This is a genomic window from Streptomyces sp. NPDC025721, from assembly GCF_055558595.1.
This window is the reverse complement of sequence record NZ_JBVHMF010000007.1, coordinates 267,349-294,002: the sequence shown is the minus strand read 5'-3', so window position 1 is coordinate 294,002 and position 26,654 is coordinate 267,349. Positions and strand designations below refer to the sequence as shown.

The following is a 26,654-nucleotide window of genomic DNA, read 5'->3' as shown; positions in this document are numbered from 1 at the left end:
TCAATCCTCGCGCGGTGCGGGCAGCGCGGCCAGCCAGTCGGTCAGCAGGCCGCTGACCTCCTCGGCGCGCTCCTGCTGGATCCAGTGCCCGCAGCCCTTGAGGATGTGCGAGGAGACCAGTCCGGGCAGTGTGCTCGGATACGCGTCGATGGCGCCGGCCATCCATGTGGTGGAGGCGTCGAGGTCGCCGCCGATGAACAGCGAGGGCTGCCGGATCGGAGCGCCGTCCCAGGGCGCGAGGTCCGCCCAGTCGCGGTCGACGTTGCGGTAACGGTTGAGCGCCCCGGTCAGTCCGGTCCGCTCGAACTCGCCCGCGTAGAAGTCCAGGTCCCGCTCGGTCAGCCAGCCGGGCAGCCGCCCGGTGGGGAAGCGGTCGGAGAGCTTGGCGGCGGGCGGTACGAAGTGCGGGTCGCTCTCCCCCGCCGCCGGCATCGTGTCGGCCGACAGCGCCGCGTAGAAGCCCGCGAGCCAGCCGCGCACGTCCTGTTCGATCTCCGCCTCGGCCCGACCCGGCTCCTGGAAGTAGCTGACGTAGAACTCCTCGTCGCCGCCGATGGCGCCGAACGCCTCGGTGGGCCGGGGGCCGCCGCGCGGCGCGTAGGGCACGCTGAGCAGGCCGACGGCGGTGAAGACGTCCGGCCGCAGCAGCGCCGAGTTGGCGGCGACGGGCGAGCCCCAGTCGTGGCCGACGACCGTCGCGGTCCGCTCGCCGAGGGCGCGGACGACCGCCACGTTGTCGGCGACGAGCTGGAGCATGCGGTACGCCTCGGGCTCCGCGGGTTTCGACGAGCGGCCGTAGCCGCGCACGTCGACGGCGACGGCGCGGTAGCCCGCCGCGGCGAGGGCCGGGAGCTGGTGGCGCCAGGAGTACCAGGACTCGGGGAAGCCGTGCACGAGCAGGACCAGCGGTCCCGCGCCCTGCTCGACCAGATGGATGCGGCCGTCGGGCACGTCGACCAGCCGGTGCCGCGCGTCGGCCGCGGGGTCCTCGGTGGCCGCGGAGTGCGGACGGGTCGGCTGTGGACGGGTGGCCTGCGCCATTGCTTCCTCCCGGAGCTTCGGGCCGCGCTCGCGGCGGTCTGACCTGCGGCGTACGTCGTGCACGGGCCGGGAGACCCGGCACGCCGTGAGCCGTTGCCGCGAGTGTGCGGGCCCGGCCGGAGTGCAGGCCAATTCCGTTGCCGTTCCGGCAAAACGGAGTCCCGCCAGCGTCAGGTGACGACCGCGCCGACGGCGACGAAGCCGCAGATCATGACGAAGAGGATGGCCAGCAGCGGCCAGATGAAGCGCAGGTACTGGTCGTAGCGGACCTTGGCCAGGGCCACACCACCGATGGTGACGGCGGTGGTCGGCACCCAGAGGTTCATCCAGCCGCTGGCCGACTGCCAGGCGGTGACGACGACCGAGCGCGAGACCCCGGCGAAGTCGGCCAGCGGGGCCAGGATCGGCATGGCGAGGGTGGCGTGCCCCGAGGTGGACGGGATGAGGAAGGCCAGCGGGAGGTTGACCAGGAAGACGATGATCCCGAACACCGAGTTGGACGTGCCGGAGACGACGCCCTCGATGGAGTGCAGCACGGTGTCGGTGACCTTGGAGTTGTTCATGATCACGGTGACGCCGCGGGCCAGCACGATGACCAGCGCGGGAGAGATGAAGTCCGCCGCGCCCTGGATGATCGTGGCGCTGAGCTTCTGCTCCCCCATGCGGCCGACCAGGCCGATGATCACCGCGGCGACCAGGAACAGCGCGGCCAGTTCGGCGAAGGACCAGTCCAGTTCCCAGGCGTACGGGGTCGCGTCGGCCTTGCCGGTCAGCGCGCTCGACCAGGGCACCACCGAGAAGATCATGAAGGCGAAGACCAGGCCGACGGCCATCAGTACGGCCTTGTGCAGGCCGGTCAGCTCGGGCGGCTCCTGGTCGCGGTCGACGCCCTGCTCCCGGTCGCCGGGCAGGAAGCCGACGAGGGAGCGGTCGGGGTTCTTCTGCACGCGCTTGCCGTAGCGGACGACGTAGGCGACCGTCACGGTCGTCAGCACGATCCACATCACGAAGCGCAGCACGATGCCGTCGCCGAGCGAGATGTCGGCGGCGGACGAGGCGACGCCGGTCGCGAACGGGTTGACCGTGGAACACAGCACGCCGACGCCCGCGCCGAGGATGATCGCGCCGGTGGCGACCATGCGGTCGTAGCCCAGCGCCAGCATCAGGGGCACGATCAGGCCGTAGAAGCCCAGGGTCTCCTCGGCGAAGCCCTCGACCGTGCCGAGCACGGAGAAGGTCACCATGATGCCCGCGATGAGCAGCGCGCCGCGGTCTCGCAGGGCGTGCGCGAGGCGGGCGATGCCGCGGTCCAGGGCGCCGGTGGCGAAGACCACGGTGATGAACGCGCCGATGGCGAGCACGAACAGGAAGACGCCCGCGCTGCCGTACAGGTCACCGGAGTTGTCGGGCGCGACGAAGCCGGTCTTGGCGTTCTGGATGCCGTAGAGGCCGTTGACCGGCGAGAGGAACAGGTCCTTGAGGTGGTCGATGAAGCTCAGTCCGGACGAGACACGGTGGTACGTGCCCTGGATGGGCGCGCCCGTGTCCTTCCGCTTGTACTCGCCCGACGGGATCAGGAACGCCAGCGCCCACACCGCGAGGGTGACCAGGGCGAGGATGGTCAGGGCGCTGGGGAAGGTGAATTTGTGCTTCTTGGGCGGCTGTCGGCCCGGTTCGCCGTCGCCCGTGGTGCCGGTGCCGGAGCCGCCGGCGGAGTCCCCGTCCGTGGTCCCCGCCGTCCCGGTGTCCCGGTACGCGGTGGATCCGTTGGCATCGGCCGCGTCGGCGCCCGGCGCCGTATCGCCGCTCACCGCGCCCCGCCCGCCGCGCGGAAGTCCGCCGCGTACTCCCGGAGGAAGGCCGCCTCCGCGATGACGGCGCCGCGCAGCTCGGAGAAGAGCACCCGCTCATTGGGGGCGTGCAGATTGCACATGCTGTCCTGGGCGCCGAAGAGCAGCACCTCCGCGTGGGGTACGGCCTTGGCGAGGCCGTTGACCAGCGGGATGGAGCCGCCGCTGGCGGCGAGCTGGGCCTCCTCGCCCCAGCCCTCGCGCAGCGCGGTGCGGGCGGCGCGGTAGGCGGGGCCGTCGGTGGCCGGTTCGAAGCCGGGGCCCGCGTCGCTGGGGGTCACGGTCAGCTCGATGCCGAAGGGCCGGTGCTCGCGCAGGTGCCTGACCAGCGCGTCGGTGGCCTCCTTCGGGTCCTGCAAGGGGTGCACGCGCAGATTGAGCTTGGCGCGCGCGTACGGCACCACGGCCGACGCGGCGCCGTCCACGGTGGGGGTGTCCATGCCGATCACGGTGACGGCAGGGCCGCTCCACAGCCGCTCGCCGAGGCTGCCGGTGCCGATCAGCGGTGTGCCGTCGGGCACGGTCGCCAGCTCGCGGAACTCCTCCTCGGTGTACGAGGCCCCGTCCCACGGCTCGCGGCGCAGCCCTTCGACCGTGACGTCACCGGCCGCGTCGTGCAGCGAGGCGAGCGCCTGGATGAGGGCCAGCAGCGCGTCGGGCGCGGCGCCGCCGAATTCGCCGCTGTGCCGGGCCTCGGCGAGCGTCCGCACCTCCACGACGACCTCGGCGACTCCGCGCAGACCGGTGGTCAGGGTGGGGGTGCCGGGCCGCAGATTGCCCATGTCGGCGATGACCATGGCGTCGCAGGCGAAGCGCTCGGGGTCGGTCGGCGGGTAGTCGTCGAAGGCGCTGCCGTACTCCTCCTGACCCTCCAGCACGATCTTGACGCCGGTCGGCGGCCGGCCGCCGTACGCGCGCAGGACGCCGAGGTGGGCCATGACGTTCGACTTGTCGTCGGCGATGCCGCGGGCCCGCAGGCCGCCCTCGATGGGCGTGGGCTCGAAGGGCGGCGACTGCCAGGCCGACTCGTCGCCGGACGGCTGGACGTCGTAGTGCCCGTAGAGCAGTACGGTCGGCGCGTCGGGGGTCGGCGGCGGGATCTCGGCGTAGATGACCGGTGAGGTGTCGGGCAGGTCGATCCGCTCGATGTGCTCGACCCCGGCGTCCCTCAGGAGCTCGACCAGCAGGTCGTGCGCCCGGTTCACCTCCGTGGCGGGGTAGCCAGGGAAGGCGATCGAGGGAATCTCGGCGAGCCGCACCAGGTCGGCGGTGAGCTGTTCCATCAGACTGTCGACGGTGGCGGCGAGATCCATACCGGCGTGCTCCTCATCCCGAGTTCTCTGTCTTCCGACCGCTCCGTGGTGCGGTCGCGCTGTCATGCGATCGCTTCCGTGGCGCGGTCACGCTGTCGTGCGATCGCGTCCGTGGTCCGACGCGCCCTGCCGTCCGAAATCCCCGGTGCGGTCAGGGCCATGACGGTCCTTTCGAGCACTCTGTCGACTGTCCGGGTGAGGCGCAGCCGTTAATGGGCCGAACGGGCCACGGTGGCCGCGGCGGACGGTTGCCGTGGGACGCGGGTGACCCAAGGGGTTGACTGTGCATGACAACGCTGTCTCAATGTGGAAATGCAACGTGAGAAACGGTGAAGTGCCCGCGCTTCGACCGGAGTTGCCGTGCCGCGCGGTCGAGCGCGGCGTGACCCGTTCCGCCCGGTCCCGGACAGGGGTGTCGTGTGAGCAGACGGTGGTTGTGGCGCGTTCTTCTCCTCGCCTTGCTCGTCCTGGCCGCGCAGCCGGGCATCGCGTCGGCCTCGCCTGCGGGCGGCTCGTCGTCCTCCGCGGCTGCGGGGTCGTCGCACACGCGGCCTTTGCCCACGGAGCTGGCGTCCACGGGGCCGCCGTCCACGGAGCCGTCGCTTACGGTGTCGCCGGTCGCGCTCGCCGCGCCGAGCGACGCCACGACCGTGTGCGCGCTCTACTGCGACACCCGCGACCCGTCACTGGCGGGGCAGGAGACCTTCCCGGTGGCGGACAAGACCCTCAATGGGCGCCGGGTCTCGCTGCACGTCTCGGACGCCGACGGCATGGCCTGGGCGTCCATCGACGCGGGACAGCTCAACGACTCGGTGTGGCTGGACCGCTCGTGGGACGGCGGGACGACCTGGGACGGGCTGCTGGGCAGGGCCTCGATCCCGTCGACCTGGACCGGCACGCGCACCCTGATGTACAACCTCTACGACCCCACCCACCACCGGCGCGCCGTACTGCGGGCGTGCGGTGACGCGCAGGGCGTCGGCTGTACGGGCTGGGCGCGGCTGAGCGTGTGTGCCGCGCGCTGCGACGGCGCCGATGTGTCCACGGGCACCGGTGACACCCGGCCGGTGGCGGACGCGACGCTCAACGGGCGGACCATCGCGCTGCACATGGACAACTCGGGGATGGCCTGGGGCACGGTCTCCGGCGGCGCCGCGGGCGACGAGATCTGGCTCGACCGCTCGTGGGACGGCGGCGCGAGCTGGCCCGACGGATCGTCGAAGGGGCGGACATCCGTGCCGTCCGGCGCGTCGGGCACCAGGACAGCGGAGTTCAACACCTCCGATCCGCTCGGCAAGCTCTACGGCGGCGCGGTGCGCGCCTGCGGCCGGGCCGTCGAGGGCCAGAACGGGAGCTGCACCGCGTGGGCGCGGCCGACGACGGTCCGCAGCGCGGCGGCGGCCGACGCCCTCATGTACTCCTACGACCCGAACACCGCCTACTGGCCGTCGAGTTGGTGGAATTCCGCGGTGGCGCTCAGCACGGTGATCGACTACATGCGGCAGACCGGCGACACTCGCTATCTGTGGGTGGTGGCGCGCACCTTCCAGGTGAACAAGGCCGCCTTCCCCGCCGGGGCCCGCAGTTCCGACCCGATCGACGGCGACTTCATCAGCCGGGCCACCGACGACGCCGAGTGGTGGGCCCTGGCCTGGATCGACGCCTACGACCTGACCGGCAACGTCACGTATCTCAACGAGGCCGTCACGATCGCCACGTACGTCAACGGGCTGTGGGACACCAGCACCTGCGGGGGCGGGGTGTGGTGGGACCGCGAACGGACGTACAAGAACGCGGTGACCAACGGGCTGTACGTGCGGTTGACCGCGGAGCTGCACAACCGGATCAGCGGGGACACGACCTGGCTGGGCCGGGCGACCACGTCCTGGAACTGGTTCAGGAACAGCGGTCTGATCAACGGGTCCGGGCTGGTCAACGACGGGCTGACCGGTACCTGCGCCAACAACGGCCAGACGGTGTGGAGTTACAACCAGGGCCTGGCGATCGGGGCCGCGGTGGAGATCTGGCGGGCCACGGGTGACGGTACGGCGCTGGCGAAGGCGCGCCAACTGGCCGACGCCGCGGCCTCGGCACCGTCGCTGGTCACCTCGGGGCTGCTCACCGAGCAGTGCGACGCGCTGAACGCGACCTGCGACGACAACGCCAAGCAGTTCAAGGGCGTCTTCATGCGCTACCTCCAGGACCTCAACGGCGCGACCGGCGGCGCCTATCGCGGCTTCGCCATCACCCAGGGCAACTCGATCTGGTCGGCGGACCGCGATTCGCTCAACCGTCTCGGCGAGCGCTGGTCGGGCCAGGGCAGCACGGACCATCTCAATGTGCGCGACTGGCGTACGCAGGCCAGTGCGCTCAGCGCGCTGCTGGCGGCGGGCTGAGGCGGCGCGGACCTCAGGGTCCGGGCGGGGTCGCGGGCGCGGTCGTCCCGGGCGCGGTCGTCTCGCGCATGGTCCTCCCTGGCCCGGTCGTCCCGGTCGGCGCGGTCTCGGGCACGGTGACACCGGTCAGGCGCTCGGCCGCCGCCCACAGCCGGGCGTTGGTCGTGGCGTCGAGCGCTCTGCGGGTGATGCGCGCGGTCGTGGTCGGGCCGACCAGGCCGAGGCGTCGGCCCGGGCCGTAGTAGCCGCCCGCGACGGCTCCGGGATCGGCCGCGGCGAACAGCAGCGGTTCCGTGCCCTGCTCGACCCCTTGGCGGGGCAGGAAGTCCAGCCGCCTGCCGAGCCTGTGCAGTCGTGACGGCTCGCCGCCCAGGCTCGCGCCCGCGGTTTGCAGGTTGGTGGTGGTGTAGCCGGGGTGGGCGGCGGTGCTCAGCAGATTCCAGCCGCGGTCGGCGGCGAGGGCGGCCAACTGCCGGGTGAGGATGAGGTCGGCGAGCTTGGACTGGGCGTACGAGAGATTCGGGCGGTAGCGGCGCCGCTCCCACTGGAGGTCGTCGAAGCCGATCCGCCCGTAGGCGGCCGTGCCGCTGCTCATGGTCGCCACGCGCGGCGCGGTGGCGGCGAGCAGGGCGGGCAGCAGCCGGACGGTCAGGGCGAACGGGCCGAGGAAATTGCTGCCGAATTGCAGCTCGAAGCCGTCGGCGGTGGTCATCCGGGTCGGCGGGGCCATCACGCCCGCGTTGTTGACCAGCAGGTCGAGCGGGGTGGGGTCGGCGAGCACGCCGTCGGCGAACGCGCGGACCGACGCCAGGTCGGCGAGGTCGACGCGGCGCACTTCCAGGCGGGCGTCCGGGTGCCGCTCCAGGATCTCGGCGCGGGCCCGCTCCCCCTTCTCCGGAGTGCGTACGGCCATGATCACCTGCGCTCCCGCGGCGGCGAGGCGGCGGGCGGCCTCCTTGCCCGTGCCGCTGTTGGCGCCGGTCACGACGGCCTTCCGGCCGGTCAGGTCGGGGACGACATACATGGTGACTCCTTCGGTGTCCGTGCCGGGACACCTCAATAAAGGACCGGTGGTCTGTTACGTTTCACGCTATCAGACCGGCGGTCCGATAACAACAGACCGCAGGTCCGTAGAATGTGGGCATGCCCACGACTTTCCAGCGCGCCCGCAGCGAGGAGCAGCGCGCCCAGCGCCGCCAGGCGATCCTGGACACCGCGTCCGCGATGCTCGCCGAGATGCCGGTGGCCGAGGTCAGCCTCAACGAGCTGAGCCGCCGCGTCGGCCTGGCGAAGTCGAATGTGCTGCGCTACTTCGAGTCCCGCGAGGCCGTGCTGCTCGAACTGCTCGACGTCGCCTTCCGGGAGTGGCTGGCACACCTCGGACCCGAACTGGACGACGAGGTCGACCCCGGCGCGCCGCCCCGGCACCGCGGCGACCAGGTGGCGGCCGTCCTCGCCGGGTCGTTGGCGGTCCGCCCGGTGTTCTGCGACCTGACCGGCGCCCAGGCCGCCGTGCTGGAGCGCAATGTCTCGCCCGAGGTCGCCGCCGACTACAAGCGCACCGCCGTCCGGAACGTCTACGCGCTGGCCGAGCTCGTACGGCGGCACGTGCCGGAACTGGGCGAGGGCGACGCGCTGCGGTACGCGGGCGCGGCCGTGATGGTCACGGGCGCCGTGTGGACGCACGCCCACCCGTCGGCGGCGATGCTGGCCGCCTATGACGCCGACCCGGCGCTCGAGGCGCTGCGGCTGGACTTCGCCGCGACGGTCCGCGAGACGCTGGAAGTCCTGGCCAGCGGGCTGCTGGCACGCCGCGTGCCCGAGTAGCGCCGGGACACCGTCCAAGCCCTCGACCCCCGCACCCTGACGGAGAGAAGACCGAGATGCGACTGCGCTGCGCCGTGCTGGACGACTACCAGGGCGTCGCCACGACGCTCGCCGACTGGTCCTCGCTGACCCACGAGGTCGAGGTCGTCGGCTTCCCCGATCATGTCGCGGACGAGGCCGAACTCGTCGCGGCCCTGGCCGACTTCGACATCGTCGTGACCCTGCGCGAGCGCGTGCCCTTCCCCGCCTCGGTACTGGCCGCGCTCCCCCGGCTGAAGCTGCTGATCGCCTCCGGGATGCGCAATTCGGTGATCGACTACGCCGCCGCGCGGGAGCACGGCGTGACCGTGTGCGGTACGGAGAGCGCCGGCACCCCGCCGGTCGAGCTGACGTGGGCGCTGCTGCTGGGGCTGGCACGGGGCATCGTGCCGGAGAGCGCCAACCTCGCCGCGGGCGGCCCCTGGCAGACGACGGTCGGCGCCGACCTGCACGGCGCGCGGCTCGGTCTGCTCGGGCTCGGCAGGATCGGCGGGCGGGTGGCGGCCGTCGGGCTCGCCTTCGGCATGGACGTGGTGGCCTGGAGCGGGAATCTGACCGAGGAGCGGGCGGCCGAGGTCGGTGCGGCGCGCCTGGCCACCAAGGAGGAACTGCTGGCCACCAGCGACTTCGTCTCCGTCCACCTCGCCCTGGGCGAGCGCAGTCGCGGCCTGATCGGCGCGGCGGAACTGGCGCTGCTGAAGCCGACCGCGTACCTGGTGAACACCTCGCGCTCGGCGATCGTCGACCAGGCGGCGCTGCTCGCCGCCCTGCGCGAGGGCCGGATCGCCGGAGCGGGCCTGGACGTCTTCGACATCGAGCCGCTTCCGGCCGACGACCCCGTGCGTTCCACGCCCCGACTGCTGGCCACACCGCACCTCGGCTATGTCACCGAGGCCAACTACCGTACGTACTACGGGCAGGCGGTCGAGGACATCCGGGCGTATCTGGCGGGCGCGCCGGTCCGTCGCCTCGACTGACGCCGAGGTGAAGGGGGGTCGGCTCAGGCGCTGGGTCCCGGCTCCCGGCCGACGCCGTTCAGCGGGATCCGCCGGGCCAGCAGCGTACGGTGGCTGATCCGCCAGCCGTCCGCGCCGCGCGTCACCCGGTCGTCGTACGTCAGACTCCCGCACGTGCCGTCGGTGTTGACGCCGAAGCCCTTGGACCGGACGCGGACGGCGCCGTCGGGCAGTTCGGTGATGACGACATTGGTGACGTGGTGGGCGACGGGATTGCGGTCGCCGAGCGTGAGCGCCGCCTCCCGGACGGCCGCGATGCCGACGAGCGCTCCGCCGCCGTAGTCGCTCACGTCGTAGACCACGTCGGCGGTGAACAGCTCGTCCAGCCGGTCGAGTTCGCCGCCGTCGAAGAGGTGGCCGTGCAAGTGGATCAGCTCGGTGACGGCGACGCGGTCCTCGGTGGTGAGCGGCAACGGGACTCCTCTCGGGCCGGGCCCGTCCCGACCGGTCTGCCAGCGTAGTGCGCACGCGACCGCCGCCGTACGGTCCGGCGGCGGTCGGACCCGGACGTGTCGGCGGGCAGAAGGCGACGCGGTTCGGACGGAGTCCGGCCAACTGTGATCACTGCCGACGGTCGTGTCACACCGGGGAGTGAATTCCGGGACCGTCGATCGAGGTCAGCCCTTCGTCGATCCGAGGTGCCTGTGATACTCAGAATCCTGAACAGACCGGGACTCCGGCAGCGCGACACGGCAGGGCAGGACGACGCGGGGCGCGAGCCGCTGCCACCGGCGGCCCCCGTCGATGTGATGGCGGGGCGCGCGAAGCTCAGGGCGGCGCGTGAACTCGGGCGCAAGGCCGAGGAGTTCCTGCGGCTCTATCACGGCGAGGAGCCCGCCGCGGGCGACCTGGACAGCAGGCTCACGGCGGTGCGCGCGGAGATCGGCGACACAGGCACGTATCAACACACCTCGGCGGAGCTGGCGTTCGGCGCGCGGGTCGCGTGGCGCAACAGCAACCGCTGTATCGGGAGGCTCTATTGGCGGTCCTTGCAGGTGCGCGACCTGCGGCACGTCACGGAGGCGGAGGAGATCGCCGAGGAGTGCGCGACGCATCTGCGGATCGCCACCAACGGCGGCCGGATCAGGCCGCTGATCTCGGTCTTCGCCCCTGACGCCCCCGAGCGGCGCGGCCCGCGGATCAGGAACGAGCAGCTCATCCGCTACGCCGGATACCGGGCGGCCGACGGCACGGTCACCGGTGACCCGCGCACCGCGGACATCACCGGTCTCGCGGAGCGGCTGGGCTGGCCCGGCGGCCCGCGCACCGCCTTCGACGTGCTCCCGCTGATCGTCGAGGGCGTCGACGACAAGCCCCGGCTGTTCGACCTGCCCTCCGACGCCGTCCTGCACGTGCCGCTCGACCACCCCGAGCGCCCCTGGAGCGCCCAGTGGGGACTGCGCTGGCACGCGGTCCCCGCCGTCTCCGACATGTGCCTGGAGATCGGCGGCGTCTGCTACGGGGCGGCGCCCTTCAACGGCTGGTACATGGGGACGGAGATCGGCGCCCGCAATCTGGCCGACGTCGACCGCTACGACCTCCTGCCGCGCGTCGCGGACAGTCTCGGCATCGACACCGGCAGCGTCCGCTCCCTGTGGAAGGACCGCGCCCTGGTCGAACTCAACCGCGCCGTCCTGCACTCCTTCGACCGCGCCGGAGTCACCCTGGCCGACCACCACACCGAGGCGGAACGTTTCCTCCAGCACCTCGACCGCGAGCGGCGCAAGGGCCGCGAGGTCCAGGCCGACTGGGCCTGGATCGTCCCGCCCATGTCCGGCGCCACCACCCCGGTCTTCCACCGCACCTACGACGACCGCGTCCTCAGCCCCGGCTTCGTCCGCCACCCGCGGGAAGCGGCGGACGGCGCCTCGTACGCCTGATCCGGCGCTACCGCGTTCCGTCCTGGTCGCGGCACTCCGGGTGGCCCCAGCCGTCGGGGTTCTTGGCGATCGGCTCGCCCGCGGCGTAGGAGCGGCCGCAGCGGCAGCGGCCGGGGAATTTGGCGTTGAGGGTGCGCGAGGAGGCGGACGTGGCGCCGGTGGCGGCGCCGTTGCCGCTTCCGCCTCCGGAGGGCTTGCGCTTGGGGGCGGACGAGGCGCGGGGGGTGTCGGGGTTGCGGGGCGGCGGCGGGGAGTCGTAGCGGGTGCCCGAGGCTTGCTGGGTGATGGCGGTGTTGCTGGCGGCGCGGTCGGCGTAGTCGTTGAGCCGGTCGCCGTCGACCTGGTGGGCGGCGACGTACGTGAACTCGACGTCACGGCCGGTGAGCAGCGCGTCGATGCCCGCGACGAGTTCCTGGTTGGCGACGGGCTTGCCCGCGGCGGTCTTCCAGCCCTTGCGCTTCCAGCCGGGCAGCCAGGTGGTGACCGCCTTCATCGCGTACTGGGAGTCCATCCGGATCTCCATCGGCACGGCGGGGTCGACGGTCTCCAACAGCCGGAGCAGGGCGGTGAGTTCCGCGACGTTGTTGGTGGCCGTGCCCAGCGGGCCCGCCTCCCAGCGGTCGGGCTCCCCCGTACCGTCGGCGATCACCCAGGCCCACGCGGCCGGTCCCGGATTCCCCTTCGATGCCCCGTCACACGCGGCGATGATGCGTTCTGCCATGCCAGAGATCATGCCAGCCCGCGGACGGTCGTACGGCCCCGGCCCGAGGAGGCGCCCCGGCAGGGGTGAGGCGGGGCTACGGCTCGGGCGAGTAATCCGGCAGGGCGAGCCACTCCTTCCACGACAGGTCACGGCCGATGTGGCGCGGGCGCTCGAAGGGCCAGTCCTCCGCGATCCAGCGCGGCACCAGGGCGTCCAGCGCCCGCTCCAGGTCGGTGCCCACCCGGTCGTCCACCACCCACCACGAGATCTCGGCGTCGGCGCCCGCCTTCTCCGGCGGGTCGATGTAGACACAGCCGAGCAGCGCGGTGTTCGCGTCGTCGAAGAGCGCGTAGTTGAAGGACTGGTGCGCGGCGATCTCGGTCGCGTGCCGTTCGAGATCGGCGAGATCGGCCTCGTACGTCATGTCGGCGGGCGGCCAGCCCCAGGCCGGCCCGAAGATCGACCAGAGGCGGTCGCGCGAGCCCATCACCGCGGGGTAGTCGAGCGCGGTGTCGGATCCGGCGATCGGGCGCAGATGGTGGCCGCCGGGCAGGGGGACGCGGACGGGGTGGACGAAGTCAGCGGGCAGCCAGGTCATGCGGCGGAGGCTAGCGCGGTGGAACGTCGCACCGCACCGGATTTATCGCCGCCGCGACATGGCGGCGGACGGTCCGCGAAGGCCCGTCGGCGCTCAGTGACCGCCCATCGGCTGCTGGCAGCCGGTGCCGTCGGCGTAACCGGCGAAGGCGTCGACCTCGGTGACGGCCGTGTTCAGCGCGCCCTTGAGGCAGATCGGGCTGTGGTCGACGACGAAGCCCACATGGGTGGAGCCGTAGGCCGAGACGCTGACCGAGTCGGAGGCGTAGCCGAGGGCGACGAGGCCGAGGCGGAGGTGACGGCCGCGGTGGGCCGCCCGGACGGCGCCTCGGCCCCCGCGCTGTCCACGGTCCGCGTACCGCAGCCGGTCAGCGCGAGCGCCGCCACGGCGGTCAGCGACGGCGGGAGGACGAGGGCGGCTCTGCGGCATCGGGCTCGGGTCATGCCCACGATCATGCCCGCCGGGCGGTGGCGGGCGCGTGAGTTCCCGTACTCAGTTCCGCGGGCGCGCGGACAACGGCGGCGGACCGTCGTCGGGGACCGGCCCGCCGCGCCCGCGGGCCCGTTCACTCCGCGTCGATGCCGGTGATGACGGGGTCGCCGAGCCGGGCGGTCTCCTCGGTGAAGCCCGCGACGCCGAGCGCGTCGTTGACGAGGTCGCGCGCGGCCCCCTCGGCGGCGGGCGGATTGTCGGCGTCGACCGCGACGCGCACGCTGAAGGCGCTGGAGTCGCCGTACATCGTCAGGATGTCCAGCTCCTCGTCCTCGCCGAAGTCCGTGCTCTGCGGGTCGACGGGGCGCAGAGCCCGGACGAGCGTCGAGCGGGCCTCGGCGGTCGGCGCGTCGAGGAAGGTGCCGGGGACGGTCACAACATAGGTGGTCATGAGGGTTACGTCTGCCCGTTCCGCCGCCCGCCATCCCACCCGCGAGGTGCCCGGTCCGCCGGCGTACGGCGTGTCGGGCACCTCGCGGTACGGCTGACGTGGGTACCTCATCCGGACGGAGGAGCCGTGCGCGGTGCCGGAATCCGTACGGCGCGGTCACCTGCGCGGTGGGCGTCCGGAGGCCCTAGCTGTGGTTCCAGGTGACGCTGAAGGCGTTGCCGCCGGAGAGCGCGGAGGTGGTCGCCTTGGTGGTGCTGCCGGAGGCCATGTTGATCTTGTCGGGGCCGTAGGTGCCGATCGCCTGGCCGTTGGCGGTGGCGTTGGTGAAGGACGCGGTGCTGAAGTGCGCGAGCGGCAGGACGCCGGTGGAGCTGGACGGCGCCTCGGCGATGATCTCCGCGGAGGCCAAGGAGGCGCCCTGGAGCGTCTTCTTGGTGGTCTTCGTCCAGTTCTTGGTGGTGTCGCTGAGGGTGAGCGTGAACGAGCCGCTGCCGTTGGTGGAGACCGTCGAGGTGAAGTGGTCGCCGGGGCTCACCGCGTTGGAGTAGTTCACGGGATAGGCCGGGTACATCTCGTACCACGAGGAGTACACGGCGCGACCGCCGGAGCAGTCCGCCTCGGTCCCGGTCTGCTCCACGGAGTTGCTGCCGTCGCCGTCGAGACCTATCCAGAACGAGGAGTACGTCGTGGCGCCGGTGCAGGTGACCGACGGCTGGACCCAGCTCGCGGAGACGCTGGTGAAGGTGGAGCCGGTGGCCGCGTAACCGGCCCAGTTGGAACTGGTGCTGTGCACGATGCGGCTGTTCGGGCCGATCAGGCGGTGGCTGCCCATGGGGGTGAGGCGGACCGATGAGTCGGCCGAGGCGACCGCGGAGGGCGCGGTCGCGAGGGCGGACAGGACTGCTGCGGCCACGGCGGATACGGCGGTGATGCGCGTTGTTGCCGACATGCTGCTCCTTCTCGCGGGTCTCGCGGTACAGGTGTCACCGGCGCGACCGGAGGGGTGTGTGGCCCCTGAGGGGTGCGTGGCACCAGTGGTGCTTGACAGTGTGCTGACAAGCGCGGCGCGTAGGTGCAGGCGGAATCAAACGATCGGCAAAACTCACGCCAAGTCGCCTTGTGGGCACGCCCAGTTGATCTCCACGGCACTCGAACAGGGGCGAAAAGGGGCCGTCCCGGCGTCCGGGTGTCGGACGCCGGGACGGCCTCACGCGCGGCGGACCGGCGAGAACCGGCCTCGGGCATCGCTCAGTTGCGCGCCCACTTCTGATTGCCGCCGTTGTTGCAGGTCCAGATGTCCAACGGCGTGCTGTTGGCCGTACCCGTGCCGACGGCGTCCAGGCAGGTGCCGGAGGCCACGTTGACGACCGTGCCGTCGGAGCGGACCCGCCACTGCTGGGCGGCGCTGCCGTCGCACGCGTTGATCTCCAGGCCGGTGCCGTCCGCGGTGGCGTGGCCGATGGTGCCCAGGCACTTGGTGTCGTAGACGGTCAACTGGTTGGTGGCGGTGGACGTCCAGGTCTGCTGATTGCCGCGGTTGCAGTCCCACAGCGCGGGTTTCGTGCCGTCGGCCTGGCTCGCGGCGGGCACGTCCACGCAGCGGCCGGAGTCCTGGCCGGTGAGGGAGGCCGCGACGGCGCCGCGGTCCCACTTCTGGTTGGCGCCGTTGTTGCAGGTCCACAGTTCGAGCGGGGTGCTGTTCGCGGTGCCGGCGCCGGTCACGTCGAGGCACTTGCCCGAGCCGACGTTGACGACGCTGCCGTCCGCGTTGACGGTCCACTGCTGACCTGTGGCGCCGGTGCAGTCGGAGATGTCGACGGCCGTGCCGTCCGCGGTGCCGCCGCCCGCCGCCTCCAGGCACTTGGTGCCGTAGACCATGAGCTGCTTGGCGGGGGTGGCGGTCCAGGTCTGGTTGGTGTCCCCGTTGCAGTCCCACAGGGTGACCACGGTGCCGTTGGCCTGACCGCGGGCGGGCACGTCGGCGCAGATCCCGGAGTGCCGGTCCTTGAGGAAGCCGCTGACGTTGCCCGCGGCCTTCGGGGTGATCGCGAGGTTGTCGAACTGGTCGGTCTGGTAGCCGACGACACCGAAACCGACCTGGCCGCTGGCGTACGAGCCGTCGTTGACGGTGCCCAGGGTGGCACCGTCGAGGGTCGCGGTGATCTGGTCGCCGGAGAAGCCGATCGACACGGTGTGCCAGGTGTTGAGCGCGAGCGCGGTGTGGCTGCCGGACGTCAGCGTGCTGAGGTTGCCCGCACTGGTGCTCTTCGCGATCGACCAGGCTCCGGTGCTGGAGAGCCGCACCTGGTAGGCGGCCTGGTGGCTCTGGGGCCGCGACTGGGTACCCGCCCGGCCCAACAGGGTCACCGTGCCCGCCTGTTGGAGGTTGACGTCGACTCCGGCCGTGTAATTCGACCAGGTCGTGTCGCCGACGAGGGTGAACGCGTCGGAGTCCTCCTGCCATTCGATCGGTTTGACCGGTGTCACCTGCTGCACGCACTGCCCCGTCCGTCCGCCGGCGCAGGGCCGCGCCTCGAAGGAGCCCTGCATGTCGGAGAGATACCGGGCCTCGGTGTTGGTGGCGACGGTGTCGAAGGTGTCGGAGTACGGCAGCGGCAGCGCGTGCGCCGCCGGGCCGGTGGCGGTGCCCTTGCCCTGGCCGGTGGTCGTGGTGACCGTGTAGACGTAACCGGGTTGCAGCGTCAGGGAGTACGAGCCGCCCGAAGGGATGATGTCCTGCGTGTGGACGAAGGAGGTGGCCGCGCTCGGCGCGTTCACCTGGGTGGCCCAGACGTGCACGGTCCCGGTGGACAGGCCGCCCTGGACGTGGAGGTTCACGGTCTGCGCGGCGGTGGCGGTCGTGGTCTCCAGCACGGTGGAGTAGTCGGAGGTGGTGTTCGACTTGATCGTCACGTAGGTGCCGTTGGACTCGGCGCCGCCGAGGTAGCCGGAGGCGGAGTCAATGAACTTCCAGCCGGGCTGGGTGAATTGTGTGACCTGGGCGGTGGCCCAGGTGCTGGCGCCGATGGTGTAGTTCCCCGACCAGGGCGAGTTGGCGGTGGCCAGGCCCACCGTGTTGTACGGCAGATTGGGGTAGATCGCGGCGAGCAGCGGCCAGTTGAAGTAGCTGACCATCTTGGCGTCGGTGTAGCCGCGGGTGATGGCCCTGGTCAGGGCGGGGGCTCCGGTGTTCATGTCCTGCGAGCCGTTCTCGCTGTCCCACAGCGGCTTGCCGTTGTTCTGCGCGGCGGCGGTGCTGCTGCACGTGTCGGCGCTGCCGCCGTCGCCGCCCGCGCAGGAGTAGTGCGTGCCGATGATCGAGACGGCGTTGTTGAACGCCGCGTTGTTCGCCATGTCGTCGGCCACGCCCCAGCCGCTGTCGTCGGCGACGAGTTGCACACCGGCGTATCCGGCGGTGTTCAGCGCCGCTCGCAGTTGGACGTACCAGTTGGCGTCGTGCCCGCGCTCGTTCCAGCCGCCCAGGTACTTGATCGTCAGGCCGTGCTGCTTGGCGCAGCCGAGCCAGGAGATCAGGTAGTTGATCGTGTCGGTGGACCAGAAGCCGCCGTTGATCCAGCCGGGCGCGGCCCAGGCGAGGCCGTAGAGACCGATGTTCGGATTGCGGGCCCTGGCCTGTTCCGCGAGCCAGAATTCGTATCCGGCGTCGCAGTTGATCTGGCCTTTCACGTGTTCGATCGACGGTTCCGAGCCGTCGGTAGAGTTGGCGTCGCCGCCGATCTCCAGTTTCAGCAGTTGCAGGTTCGCGCCGTAGCCGGGCTTGAACAGGTAGTCGAGGATCTGCGCCTGTTGCGCGGCCGGGTAGTCGGTCAGCAGCCGGGAGTTGCCGCCTCCGCCGCTGATCGCGCCGATGCCGTCGAAGGTCCGGCCGCCCTGTGTCCCGTCCACCGTGATCGTGGTGGTGGCCGCGTTCGCGGGGGCGACGCCGACGGTCAGCAGTGCGATGAGCAGCCCCATGACCCACAACGGGGCAAATCTCCATGTTCGTAACATGACTGAACCCTTCACCGTGGGGGGATGGCGTTCAGTGTGTTGTCATGTTCACTTCTTGGTCAATATGGCGAACGAAGAAAACAGAAACAAACGTCGGCAGTCGTCGTCAGCGGGCCGCGCCGTCGCACGGCGCTCGAAGTGGATCAGCGGGGGGCGTGAGCGGAGAGAACGGGGGTGGCGAAGTCGGGAGCGGGTGAAGGCGGGAGCGGTGAAGGCGGGAGTTGATCAGCGCGGCCCGGTCGGCCGGAGAAAGGGCCTTCGGCCCCCGGAGATCGGCCGTCTCACCGCCGCGGCCGTTCGACGGCCGTGGTCACATACCTCACGGGAATACGAAAAGGGAGCGCCGGCTCACGGGAGGAGGACATCCGGGGAGGAAACTCTCCCCCGCACGCGGCGGGCCGCCGGTGCGACAATGGCTGGCATGACCGGCGACGCGCACATGAATGAGCTGGGCGAGTTCCTGAAGGCCCGGCGGGCCGAGCTCGGCCCGCGCACCGTGGGACTGCCGGACCCCGGTACACCCCGGCGCGTGCCCGGGCTGCGCCGGGAGGAAGTGGCGCAGCTCGCCGCGATCAGCACCGACTACTACACCCGCCTGGAGCAGGGCCGTATCCATGCCTCGGTGTCCGTGCTGGCCGCCCTGGCCCGGGTGCTGCGGCTGGACGACGACCAGCGCGACTACCTCTTCGGGCTGGCCGGGAAGACACTCGTGCGACCGCGCCGCCGCACCCGGCAGAAAGTCCAGCCGCAATTGCGACGGCTTCTGGACGACCTCGGTGCGACACCCGCCATTGTCATGGGCCGTTGCATGGATATCATCGCGTGGAATTCGCTCGCCTCGGCGCTCATCACCGATTTCTCGGCCATCCCGGAAAAGCACCGGAATTACGTGCGGATCATCTTCACCGATCCGTCGATGAAATCGCTCTACGCGGACTGGGAGAAAGTGGCGCGCACCTGCGTGTCGCAGCTGCGGATGGAGGCCGCCAAGTACCCCGACGACCCGGGGCTCGTCGAACTGGTCGGTGAACTGTCCGTGCAGGACGAGCAGTTCCGCCAGTGGTGGGCCACCCATCAGGTCGCCACGCTCAGCGTGGGCACCAAGGCCCTGCGCCATCCCGTCGCCGGGGAGCTCAGTCTGGACTGGGACACCCTGACCGCGAGTACCGACCCCGACCAGCAGCTCATCGTCTGGACCGCGGAGCCGGGCAGCCGTACCCACGAGGGCCTGCGCTTCCTCGCCTCGTGGGCCGCGTCCCACCTCCCGGCGGGTGACACCCCCGCATCGGCCGCTGAGGAGCACCCGCTCGGCTGACACGCCGGCCCGCACCCGGCCGGGCGGTGGCTTCAGCCGGTCACGTCCATGCGCTGGGTGCCGATGACGGACAGCAGCCGCAGCGCCTCCTCGGACGGCGAGCCGGGCGTCGCGGTGTAGATCACGACCTGCTGGTCCCGGTCGGTGATGTCCAGGACGTCGCAGTTGACGGTGACCGGCCCGACCAGCGGGTGCTGGAAGGTCTTGCGGAGGGTGGGCTCGCTGCGCACGTCGTGGGAGGCCCACAGCTCGCGGAATTCCGCGCTCCCGGCCCGCAGCTCGGCGACCAACTCCGTCACCTCGGGGTCGTCGGGGTAGCGGGCGGCGACGGTACGCAGCCGCTGGGCGGCGTTGCTCGCGAAACGGTCCACGTCCGACACCCCGTACAGCCGCTGGCCCTGCCGGTGCGGTCCGAGGAAGGCGCGGCGGACGAAGTTGCGGTCGCGGCGCGGCAGGGCGGAGAAGTCCTCCATGAGGGCCGCCGCCAGGTCGTTCCAGGCGATGACCTCTCCGGTCGCGGACATCACGGTCGCCGCGGCCTGCGGCAGGCGGTCCAGCAGGTCGAGGATGCTCTGGCGCACCTCGCGCGAGGGTCCTGCGGGCGGTCCCGGCGGGGCGCCCGCAAGGTGGTGGAGATGGTCGCGCTCGACGTCCGTCAGCCGCAGCGCACGGGCCAGCCCCGCCAGGACCTCGCGGGACGGGCGGGGGCCGCGGGCCTGTTCGAGCCGCGTGTAGTACTCGGTCGAGATGAAGGCGAGCTGGGCCGCCTCCTCGCGGCGCAGCCCCGGCGTGCGGCGCCGGGTCCCGGCGGGCAGCCCCACCTCGGCAGGGGTGATCCGCTCGCGTCTGCTGCGCAGGAAGTCGGCCAGTTCTCGTCTGTCCACCTCTCCAGTGTGCTCGTGTGCCGCCGGGCGCAGCCAGGTACAGCCGGTGCCTGGCTGCGCCCGGCGGTCCGGCGCACGCTCGATGCCATGAACACCACACCCAACGTCGACACACCCACCACCGACACCACCGCGACCGGCGCCGCCACCGGGCTGCTGGCGGACAAGGTCGCCCTCATCACCGGCGCGGGTCGCGGCATCGGCGCCGCCGCGGCCCTGCTCTTCGCCCGCGAGGGCGCCCGCGTCATGCTCGCGGCCCGTACCGAGGCGCAGCTCAAGGCCGTGACCGAGCAGGTCGGGGCGGCGGGCGGCACCGCCGACCACGTGGTGTGCGATCTGGCCGACGCGGCGAGCGTGCGCGCGGCGGTCGACCGTACGGTGGAGCGGTTCGGCCGCCTCGACGTCGCCTTCAACAACGGCGCCACGAACGCGTCACCCGGCCCGCTGGACCAGGTACCGGAAGCCGACTTCGACCGCCTCTACGCCGTGAACCTCCGGGGTCCGTGGCTCGCGATGGCCGCCGAGGTCGCCGCGATCCGGGCGACCGCTGGGACCGGCGCCATCGTCAACAACTCCAGCGTCGGCAGCCTGCGGGGCAACCCCGAACTGCCCGCCTACGGCGCGATGAAGCGGGCGGTCAACAGCCTCACCGAGTCGGCCGCCGTCACGTACGGTCCCGAGGGCATCCGCGTCAACGCCATCGCTCCCGGCGGCACACTGACCGAGATGATCCACGCCTGGGCGGCGGAGTCCCCCGGTCTGCTCGACCGGATCACGGCGCACACCCCGCTGCGCCGGGCCGCCGACCCCGCCGAGATCGCGGAGGCCGCCGCCTGGCTGCTCAGCGACCGCGCGTCCTACGTGACGGGCACCGTCCTGCGGGTGGACGGCGGCGCGGCGGCCTGAGCCGCGCGGCCCGCGGCCGTCACCGGTCGTCGGCGGGTGCCACCGGTTATCGGCGGGCGTCACCGGGCGGCGGGCGGCGGTGCCACTCGCGCCGTCACCACTCGCGGGCGGCGATCAGTTCCTCGACGTCCGCGTCCTCGAAGCCGTAGGCCGTCGCCACGAACCAGATGTCCCCGCCTATCTCCTCCCGTGCGACGGTCTCGATCTCGCTGCCCGCGGCGTCGAACTCCGCCTCCAGAGCGTTGAACCGCTCCGTCGCGACCGCCGTCAGCGCGTACAGCGCCTTCAGGTCCGCGGGCCGCTCCGCCTCGATCCGCTCGCACAGGTCCAGCAGGATGGCCTTCCCCTTGTCGAGGACGTGGTCGGGAAAATACTCGTCCTCGTACAGCACCTCGAGGAACGCCCGTTCCTTGACCTGCTGGTTGGTGATCGTCATGGCGACGCCCTCGCCTTCTGCCCTGGATCAGCCCCGCGTCCAGTGTGGAATGTCCGACGTCTCCGATCGTGCACCACACCACTGACAACGCCGGTGGCGCGACGGCCGTCGGCCGCCGCGCCCCGGTCGCGTGAGCCCGCGCCTCAGCGCGGTCCGGCGCCGCTCGTCGCGGGCTGGCTCAGGTCAGCTCGGACTGCACGACACCGTCGGCCACGTCCAGGCGCCGTTGGTCTGGATCGTCACACCCCAGTTGTTGCCGCTGCCGTTCGGCTTGGCGGTCAAGACCTGGGCACTGGGATACGTGGCGTTGATGTTCCACGTCGCGATGATCTTCTCCGGCCCCGGAACGTTCATCGTCACCGTCCACGAACTCGACCCGGACACCGCCACGTTCAGGTTGTACCGGTCGCTCCACTGCTGACCGGCGGAGAGGGTCGCGGTGCAACTGCCCCCGCCACCGCCCCCGGTGGTGCCTCCGGTCGTGCCTCCGGTGGTGCCGCCGGTCTCGCCGCCGCTCGTACCGCCGCTGTCGGGGGCGACAGCGCGGCCGGTCTGCGGCGAGATCATGCCCGCGCACAGGCCGCGGCTCGCCAGGCCCTGCGCGATCCGCGGGATCGCGGCGAGCGTGTTCGCGGGCCACTCGTGCATGAGGATGATCTGGCCGTTGGTGAGCCGGGCGTTGGCCTGCACGATCGCGTCGGTGCTCGCGCCGTTCCAGTCCTGCGAGTCGACGTCCCAGATGATCTGGGTCAGACCGTACTTGGCCTCGACCGACTGCAAGGTCGCGTTGGTCTCGCCGTACGGCGGACGGAACAGTTTCGGTGTGCCGCCGCCAGCCGCGGCGATGGCCTGCTGGGTCCTGGAGACCTCCGAGTCGATCTGGGCCTGGCTCTCCTGGATCAGGTGGGGGTGGGTGTAGCTGTGGTTGCCGACCCACATCCCCGCGTTGATCTCGGCCTGGACCTGGGACGGATAGGACGCGGCGAACTGTCCCTCGTTGAACATCGTGGCCCGCAGGCCGTTCTGCCGAAGGGCGTTGAGGACGCTCGGGGTGTGGTCGTTGGACGGACCGTCGTCGAAGGTGAGTCCGACGTACCCGTTGCAGGTGGCGGCGTGCGACGGGGTGGCGTCGACGGTGAAGGTGACGACGCTCGCCACCGCCGTGGCGGCGACGGCAAGTCCCGTGATCAGGGAACGCAATGACATGTGCGGTCTGGTTCGCATGTGGGGGGCCTCCTTGTGGTGGCGTTGCGAACTCCGTGGGGGGATGACGGGGCCACGCGGTACCGGTACACGCGGTGCCGCGAAAGGCGGTGCCGGGCAACGCGGTCCGGGGATACGGGCGTACGGGCAACGCGCGTACCGGCGTACGGCGTCAGCTCGGACTGCACGACACCGTCGGCCACGTCCAGGCGCCGTTGGTCTGGATCGTCACACCCCAGTTGTTGCCGCTGCCGTTCGGCTTGGCGGTCAAGACCTGGGCGCTGGGATACGTGGCGTTGATGTTCCACGTCGCGATGATCTTCTCCGGCGCCGGGACGTTCATCGTCACCGTCCACGAACTGGAGCCCGAGACCGAGACGTTGAGGTTGTAGCGGTCACTCCACTGCTCACCGGCGGACAGCGCGGCCGTGCAACTGCCCCCGCCTCCGGTGGAGCCCCCGGTGGTGGACCCGCCGGTGGTCGAACCACCCGTGGTCGACCCTCCGGTGGTGCCGCCGGTGCTTCCCAGCGTGATGTTGGAGTTGCCGCTGCTCTGGTAGCCCTCGGTGGCGAGGATCATGTAGTTGAAGCTGCCGAGGCTCATCCCGTGGCTGGCCCACGCGTCGAAGTGGTTGCCCGTGGTGATGGTGCCGCCGGTCCGCTTCGACTGCCGGACGCTCCAGTACTGGTTGAAGGTCCGGGTGCCCTCGATCGACGGGGCGTTGACCCGTGTCGTCTCGTAGATGTCGTACGTGCCGCCGTCGCTGGTGACCGTGCCCTTGTACGTGCCGGTCGGGCGGTAGGTGCCGTAGTTGTCGACGACGTAGTACTCGACGAGCGGATTCGTCGTCCATCCGTACAGCGACAGGTAGGCGTTGCCCGAGGGGTTGAAGCTGCCCGAGTAGGCGACGCTCCGGCGTCCGCCGGTGGCCCAGCCCTTGCCTGCGACGAAGTTGCCGGCATTGCTCCACGAGGTGCTGTAGTTGCCGCCGGAGCCCAGGTTCATGGAGACGGATCCGCCGCCGTCGGTCCAGAACGAGTAGTAGTAGCCGTTGTTGGTGCCGGTCTGGTTCGACGTGATGATCGTGTCGGCGTTGGCGGTGCCGGGCAGGATGAGCGCGGCCACGCCGACCAGCGCTATCGCGCAGGCGCCGCTGATGAGCAGCCGGAAACGGCTGAGCAGCCCTAACGGGCGCCGTCTGCGGCTCATGTCGGGTGCGGGTGCGGGTGCGTCGTTCATGTGCGTGCTTCCTCCTCGTCTCGTGAGGACCGTCTGCCGCGACAGTGTTGAGCGGAGCACGTCACGTGTCAACACTTTCGGCACCGATTACGAAAGCTTCGCCACCAGTCAGGCGTACGGCATCAGTCGTTTTCGCAGGCAGACGCGCATCAATAGCCGGAGGAATCGGTTGACCCACAAAACCGCCGACCCGCGAGATCATCCTCAAGGGGATGAAATCCCGAATGTTTCGGAAAGCCTTCCGAGTGCGGGCGCGAGGTCTACGACCGGCGGGCGAGGTCGGCCGAGACGTTGTCCGCGAGACGGCGCAACAGGGTCATGGCGGCCTCGGCCTCCCGGGGCGACAGGCCCATCGCCGCGCCTATCGCGGGGGGTACGTCGCGGGCCCGGTCGCGCAGCGCGTCGCCCCGCTCGGTGAGGATGACGCGGACGGTGCGCTCGTCCTCGGCGCTGCGCTCGCGGCGGACCAGACCGGCCGCCTCCAGCCGCTTGATCAGCGGGGTGAGGGTGCCGTAGTCGAGTTGCAGGGCGGCGCCGACGTCCTTGATCGGGACGTCGCCGTGCTGCCAGAGCACCAGCAGCACCAGGTACTGCGGATAGGTGAGGCCGAGCTCGTCCAGCAGCGGACGGTAGCGGCTGGTGACCGCACGGGAGGCCGCGTACAGCGCGAAGCAGAGCTGGTCGTCCAGGAGCAGGGTGAACGCGGGCTCGGCGTCGGCGGCTTCCGTGCTGTCCATGCGGGGCGGCCCTCCTCGGGGACGGGTGACGGGGTCGACCGATCAGCCTAGCTTCACCATGAGGCAATTTCAACGCGCACGATTAGCTTGTACACGAGCTAATCGTGTCCTAGTCTTCTGGGGTGTGGCCGGCTCGCCCTGCCGAGCACGACAGGGCACGGCCGAGCACGATCCACCACGACGCGCCGGCCCGGAGCCGACGCCCCACCGTCCGTCCCTCCCCTTCCGTCCCACGAGGAGCCCCCGTCATGTCCGAGTCCACTCCCGCAGCACCCGTCCTGGAACCGGCCGCCGCGGAATTCGCCGCCGCCACGGCCAACCCGCCGTATCTGTTCGACCTCGGCCCCGTGGCGGGCCGCAAGACGGTCGACGAGGTGCAGTCCGGCGAGATCGACGCGCCCGAGGTGGACGAGGAGTGGGTGACCGTCGAGGACGGCCCGACCGAGTCCGTACGGGTGCGCGTCGTCCGTCCCAACGGCGCCGTAGGAACGCTGCCGGTGATCCTCTACATCCACGGCGCGGGCTGGGTGTTCGGCAACGCCCACACCCACGACCGGCTGGTGCGCGAACTGGCGGCCGGTGTCGGCGCGGCGGTGGTCTTCCCCGAGTACGACCTGTCCCCCGAGGCCCGCTACCCGGTCGCGATCGAGCAGAACTACGCCGTCGCCCGCTGGGTCGTCACCGACGGCGCGGCCAAGGGTCTGGACGCGAGCCGCATCGCGGTCGCCGGTGACTCGGTCGGCGGCAACATGGCCGCCGCGCTGACCTTGATGGCCAAGGAGCGCGGTGATGTGCCGCTTGTCCAGCAGGTGCTGTTCTACCCGGTCACCGACGCGAGCTTCGACACCGATTCGTACCAGCGGTTCGCGACCGGTTACTTCCTGCGCCGCGACGGCATGCAGTGGTTCTGGGACCAGTACACGAAGGACCCCGCGCAGCGCGCCGAGATCACCGCGTCCCCGCTGCGCGCCACCACGGAACAGCTCACCGGGCTGCCGCCCGCGCTGGTCGTCACCGGTGAGGCCGATGTGCTGCGCGACGAGGGCGAGGCGTACGCCGACAAGCTCCGGCAGGCGGGTGTCGCCGTCACCGCGACCCGCTACCCCGCGATCATCCACGACTTCGTGATGCTCAACGCGCTGCGCGGCACGCAGGCCGCGGAGGCTGCGATCAACCAGGCGGTCACCGTGCTGCGTTCAGCGCTCGGCACCGACTGACCGTCACGGCGGCCCGCGACGCGCTCGCCTGCGCCTCACACCAGCGAGCGCGCCAACGACCGTCCCCACATGCCCATATGGCCGAACGCCTCGGGGTGCCACATCCCCACCCCGAGCACGGGCACCACCAGCAGGATCGCCAGGACGAGTGAGGTCTCCCCCAGGGTGGACAGCTCGTAGCGCTCCACGAGGGTGCCGAGCACCATCAGGCCGACGAAGACGACGACGCACAGGGCGAGCAGGTCACCGATCGCGTACCAGGTCACGGCCTCGGCGCCCGGGTGCTCCCAGCGCGCGTAGGTGAAGCTGGTGCCGGCCAGTATGGCCGCGAGCAGCAGGCCGCAGCCGGTCAGGACGGTGCACCAGGTCGTCCAGACCGGGGCCGGCGGCTTCCGGTCCTCCGGCGGGTCCGCCTCGTCCGTCTCCCGGTCGTCCTTCGAGTAGCCGTCCGCGCGGCCGTCCGCCGTCTTCGGCGTCGCGGCCGATCCGGTCACGGCGTCGGCGGTGTCGTCGGCCGGACCCGGTTCGGGGCCGGGCTCCACGAGTACGCGTACGGCGGCGGCCCGGGCGTCGTACGCCTCGAGCTGTTCGTCGGCGCTCTCCAGCGCGAGGTCGAATTCCCGCAGCCGGGCGATCGCGGCGCCCACCCGGGAGCCCTCGTCGGCCCCGGAGCCGGGACCGTCGTCCACGACCGGGGTGCGGGACGGGCCAGGTCGCGTAGGGGCCCGGCCCTGCTCCACGGCCGACCGCCGGACGCCGACGGCCAGCTCCTCCGCCGCCTCTCGTTCCCTGCGGGCTCTGGCCAGCAGGGACTCCGCGGCGACCAACCGGTCCTGGTGGTCGGCCAGTTCCCTGCGCCGCGGCGGGGCGTCGATGCCGACCGCCTCATTCGCCCGGCGCTCCAGGACCGCGCACCACGCCTGGAGGTCGGCGACGAGTCCCATCAGCGTCTGGACGACCGCGCCGATGACCGAGAGCGCTTCCCGTACGAGCAACTGGCTCTTGTGCTCTTCGTCGGTCCCCGCGCCCGACCGCGGTTCCAACTCCGGCACCGCTCCGGCAGGATCCCCCTGCGACATCGACCCGCCCCTGTCCTCGACCGGCTCTTCGGTGCCGCCGCGCCCCCGCGTCGGCAGTCCCCGACGTCCATCAGATCACC

At 71.3% G+C, this 26,654-nt stretch carries 24 protein-coding genes; 7 read left to right on the top strand and 17 right to left on the bottom strand.

The annotated features are described in order from the left end of the window. From ACZ4EF_RS13765 to ACZ4EF_RS13755, 3 genes are all read right to left on the bottom strand, one after another. On the bottom strand, positions 1–1,041 hold the full coding sequence (locus tag ACZ4EF_RS13765; RefSeq protein ID WP_467504438.1) for an alpha/beta fold hydrolase: 1,041 nt from the start codon (positions 1,039–1,041) through the stop codon (positions 1–3). 170 nt (positions 1,042–1,211) lie between these two features. Beyond that, a complete protein-coding gene (locus ACZ4EF_RS13760) occupies positions 1,212–2,666 on the bottom strand; it encodes a YfcC family protein (RefSeq protein ID WP_467504463.1) in 1,455 nt (484 codons plus the stop codon). A gap of 182 nt (positions 2,667–2,848) precedes the next feature. Continuing rightward, the gene (locus ACZ4EF_RS13755; RefSeq protein ID WP_467504436.1) at positions 2,849–4,204 is read right to left on the bottom strand and encodes a M20/M25/M40 family metallo-hydrolase; all 1,356 of its coding nucleotides are present in this window, start codon (positions 4,202–4,204) and stop codon (positions 2,849–2,851) included. 419 nt (positions 4,205–4,623) lie between these two features. Between ACZ4EF_RS13755 and ACZ4EF_RS13750 the strand changes: the two genes are divergently transcribed. Then, entirely contained in the window at positions 4,624–6,600 is a 1,977-nt protein-coding gene (locus tag ACZ4EF_RS13750) for a glycoside hydrolase family 76 protein (RefSeq protein WP_467504434.1), read from the top strand. 13 nt (positions 6,601–6,613) lie between these two features. On the opposite strand, the gene ACZ4EF_RS13745 is transcribed toward ACZ4EF_RS13750, so the two are convergent. Continuing rightward, complete coding sequence (locus ACZ4EF_RS13745; RefSeq protein WP_467504432.1) at positions 6,614–7,624, bottom strand: SDR family oxidoreductase; 1,011 nt, start codon at positions 7,622–7,624, stop codon at positions 6,614–6,616. Positions 7,625–7,743: 119 nt separating this feature from the next. Between ACZ4EF_RS13745 and ACZ4EF_RS13740 the strand changes: the two genes are divergently transcribed. Together ACZ4EF_RS13740 and ACZ4EF_RS13735 are read left to right on the top strand one after the other, a co-directional pair. Continuing rightward, a complete protein-coding gene (locus ACZ4EF_RS13740) occupies positions 7,744–8,427 on the top strand; it encodes a TetR/AcrR family transcriptional regulator (RefSeq protein ID WP_355349153.1) in 684 nt (227 codons plus the stop codon). 56 nt (positions 8,428–8,483) lie between these two features. Beyond that, a complete protein-coding gene (locus ACZ4EF_RS13735; protein ID WP_401858135.1) occupies positions 8,484–9,443 on the top strand; it encodes a D-2-hydroxyacid dehydrogenase family protein in 960 nt (319 codons plus the stop codon). Positions 9,444–9,466: 23 nt separating this feature from the next. Here ACZ4EF_RS13735 and ACZ4EF_RS13730 read toward each other — a convergent pair whose 3' ends face one another. Then, positions 9,467–9,895: a nuclear transport factor 2 family protein gene (locus ACZ4EF_RS13730; RefSeq protein ID WP_391161855.1), complete on the bottom strand. Its 429-nt coding sequence runs from the start codon at positions 9,893–9,895 to the stop codon at positions 9,467–9,469. Positions 9,896–10,231: 336 nt separating this feature from the next. Here ACZ4EF_RS13730 and ACZ4EF_RS13725 point away from each other — a divergent pair, with 336 nt between their 5' ends. Then, the gene (locus ACZ4EF_RS13725) at positions 10,232–11,362 is read left to right on the top strand and encodes a nitric oxide synthase oxygenase (RefSeq protein WP_467504461.1); all 1,131 of its coding nucleotides are present in this window, start codon (positions 10,232–10,234) and stop codon (positions 11,360–11,362) included. 7 nt (positions 11,363–11,369) lie between these two features. Here ACZ4EF_RS13725 and ACZ4EF_RS13720 read toward each other — a convergent pair whose 3' ends face one another. The 6 genes from ACZ4EF_RS13720 to ACZ4EF_RS13695 form a co-directional block, all read right to left on the bottom strand. Next, positions 11,370–12,095 carry a ribonuclease H family protein gene (locus ACZ4EF_RS13720; protein WP_467504428.1) on the bottom strand — a complete coding sequence of 242 codons (726 nt, stop codon included), beginning with the start codon at positions 12,093–12,095 and terminating at the stop codon, positions 11,370–11,372. A gap of 64 nt (positions 12,096–12,159) precedes the next feature. Continuing rightward, entirely contained in the window at positions 12,160–12,663 is a 504-nt protein-coding gene (locus ACZ4EF_RS13715; protein WP_355349165.1) for a GNAT family N-acetyltransferase, read from the bottom strand. A gap of 93 nt (positions 12,664–12,756) precedes the next feature. Then, the gene (locus ACZ4EF_RS13710; protein WP_467504426.1) at positions 12,757–13,092 is read right to left on the bottom strand and encodes a hypothetical protein; all 336 of its coding nucleotides are present in this window, start codon (positions 13,090–13,092) and stop codon (positions 12,757–12,759) included. Positions 13,093–13,228: 136 nt separating this feature from the next. Then, entirely contained in the window at positions 13,229–13,546 is a 318-nt protein-coding gene (locus tag ACZ4EF_RS13705; RefSeq protein WP_355349168.1) for a hypothetical protein, read from the bottom strand. Positions 13,547–13,730: 184 nt separating this feature from the next. Further along, on the bottom strand, positions 13,731–14,495 hold the full coding sequence (locus tag ACZ4EF_RS13700; protein ID WP_355349171.1) for a G1 family glutamic endopeptidase: 765 nt from the start codon (positions 14,493–14,495) through the stop codon (positions 13,731–13,733). A gap of 299 nt (positions 14,496–14,794) precedes the next feature. Beyond that, a complete protein-coding gene (locus tag ACZ4EF_RS13695; protein ID WP_467504424.1) occupies positions 14,795–17,521 on the bottom strand; it encodes a ricin-type beta-trefoil lectin domain protein in 2,727 nt (908 codons plus the stop codon). Positions 17,522–17,978: 457 nt separating this feature from the next. On the opposite strand from ACZ4EF_RS13695, the gene ACZ4EF_RS13690 reads away from it, so the two are divergent. Continuing rightward, positions 17,979–18,872 carry a helix-turn-helix domain-containing protein gene (locus ACZ4EF_RS13690; protein WP_355349177.1) on the top strand — a complete coding sequence of 298 codons (894 nt, stop codon included), beginning with the start codon at positions 17,979–17,981 and terminating at the stop codon, positions 18,870–18,872. A gap of 32 nt (positions 18,873–18,904) precedes the next feature. On the opposite strand, the gene ACZ4EF_RS13685 is transcribed toward ACZ4EF_RS13690, so the two are convergent. Next, positions 18,905–19,756: a helix-turn-helix transcriptional regulator gene (locus ACZ4EF_RS13685; RefSeq protein WP_391049834.1), complete on the bottom strand. Its 852-nt coding sequence runs from the start codon at positions 19,754–19,756 to the stop codon at positions 18,905–18,907. An 87-nt stretch (positions 19,757–19,843) separates the two neighbouring features. Here ACZ4EF_RS13685 and ACZ4EF_RS13680 point away from each other — a divergent pair, with 87 nt between their 5' ends. After that, positions 19,844–20,662, top strand: coding sequence for an SDR family NAD(P)-dependent oxidoreductase (locus ACZ4EF_RS13680; RefSeq protein WP_355349183.1), 819 nt, complete (start codon positions 19,844–19,846; stop codon positions 20,660–20,662). 94 nt (positions 20,663–20,756) lie between these two features. Here the strand turns inward: ACZ4EF_RS13680 and ACZ4EF_RS13675 are convergent, their stop codons facing one another. From ACZ4EF_RS13675 to ACZ4EF_RS13660, 4 genes are all read right to left on the bottom strand, one after another. Continuing rightward, positions 20,757–21,098 carry a DUF5713 family protein gene (locus ACZ4EF_RS13675; RefSeq protein WP_355349186.1) on the bottom strand — a complete coding sequence of 114 codons (342 nt, stop codon included), beginning with the start codon at positions 21,096–21,098 and terminating at the stop codon, positions 20,757–20,759. Positions 21,099–21,281: 183 nt separating this feature from the next. Beyond that, positions 21,282–22,322, bottom strand: a complete 1,041-nt coding sequence (locus tag ACZ4EF_RS13670) for a polysaccharide deacetylase family protein (RefSeq protein ID WP_467504420.1) — start codon at positions 22,320–22,322, stop codon at positions 21,282–21,284. Between the two features lie 151 nt (positions 22,323–22,473). Next, positions 22,474–23,511 (bottom strand): glycoside hydrolase family 11 protein, encoded by a 1,038-nt coding sequence (locus tag ACZ4EF_RS13665; RefSeq protein WP_391162210.1) that lies wholly within the window; start codon positions 23,509–23,511, stop codon positions 22,474–22,476. Positions 23,512–23,801: 290 nt separating this feature from the next. Beyond that, on the bottom strand, positions 23,802–24,278 hold the full coding sequence (locus ACZ4EF_RS13660; RefSeq protein WP_467504418.1) for a MarR family winged helix-turn-helix transcriptional regulator: 477 nt from the start codon (positions 24,276–24,278) through the stop codon (positions 23,802–23,804). A gap of 248 nt (positions 24,279–24,526) precedes the next feature. Between ACZ4EF_RS13660 and ACZ4EF_RS13655 the strand changes: the two genes are divergently transcribed. Then, a complete protein-coding gene (locus ACZ4EF_RS13655) occupies positions 24,527–25,495 on the top strand; it encodes an alpha/beta hydrolase (RefSeq protein WP_467504416.1) in 969 nt (322 codons plus the stop codon). A 35-nt stretch (positions 25,496–25,530) separates the two neighbouring features. Here ACZ4EF_RS13655 and ACZ4EF_RS13650 read toward each other — a convergent pair whose 3' ends face one another. Continuing rightward, entirely contained in the window at positions 25,531–26,574 is a 1,044-nt protein-coding gene (locus tag ACZ4EF_RS13650; RefSeq protein ID WP_467504414.1) for a hypothetical protein, read from the bottom strand. Positions 26,575–26,654 lie beyond the last annotated feature (80 nt).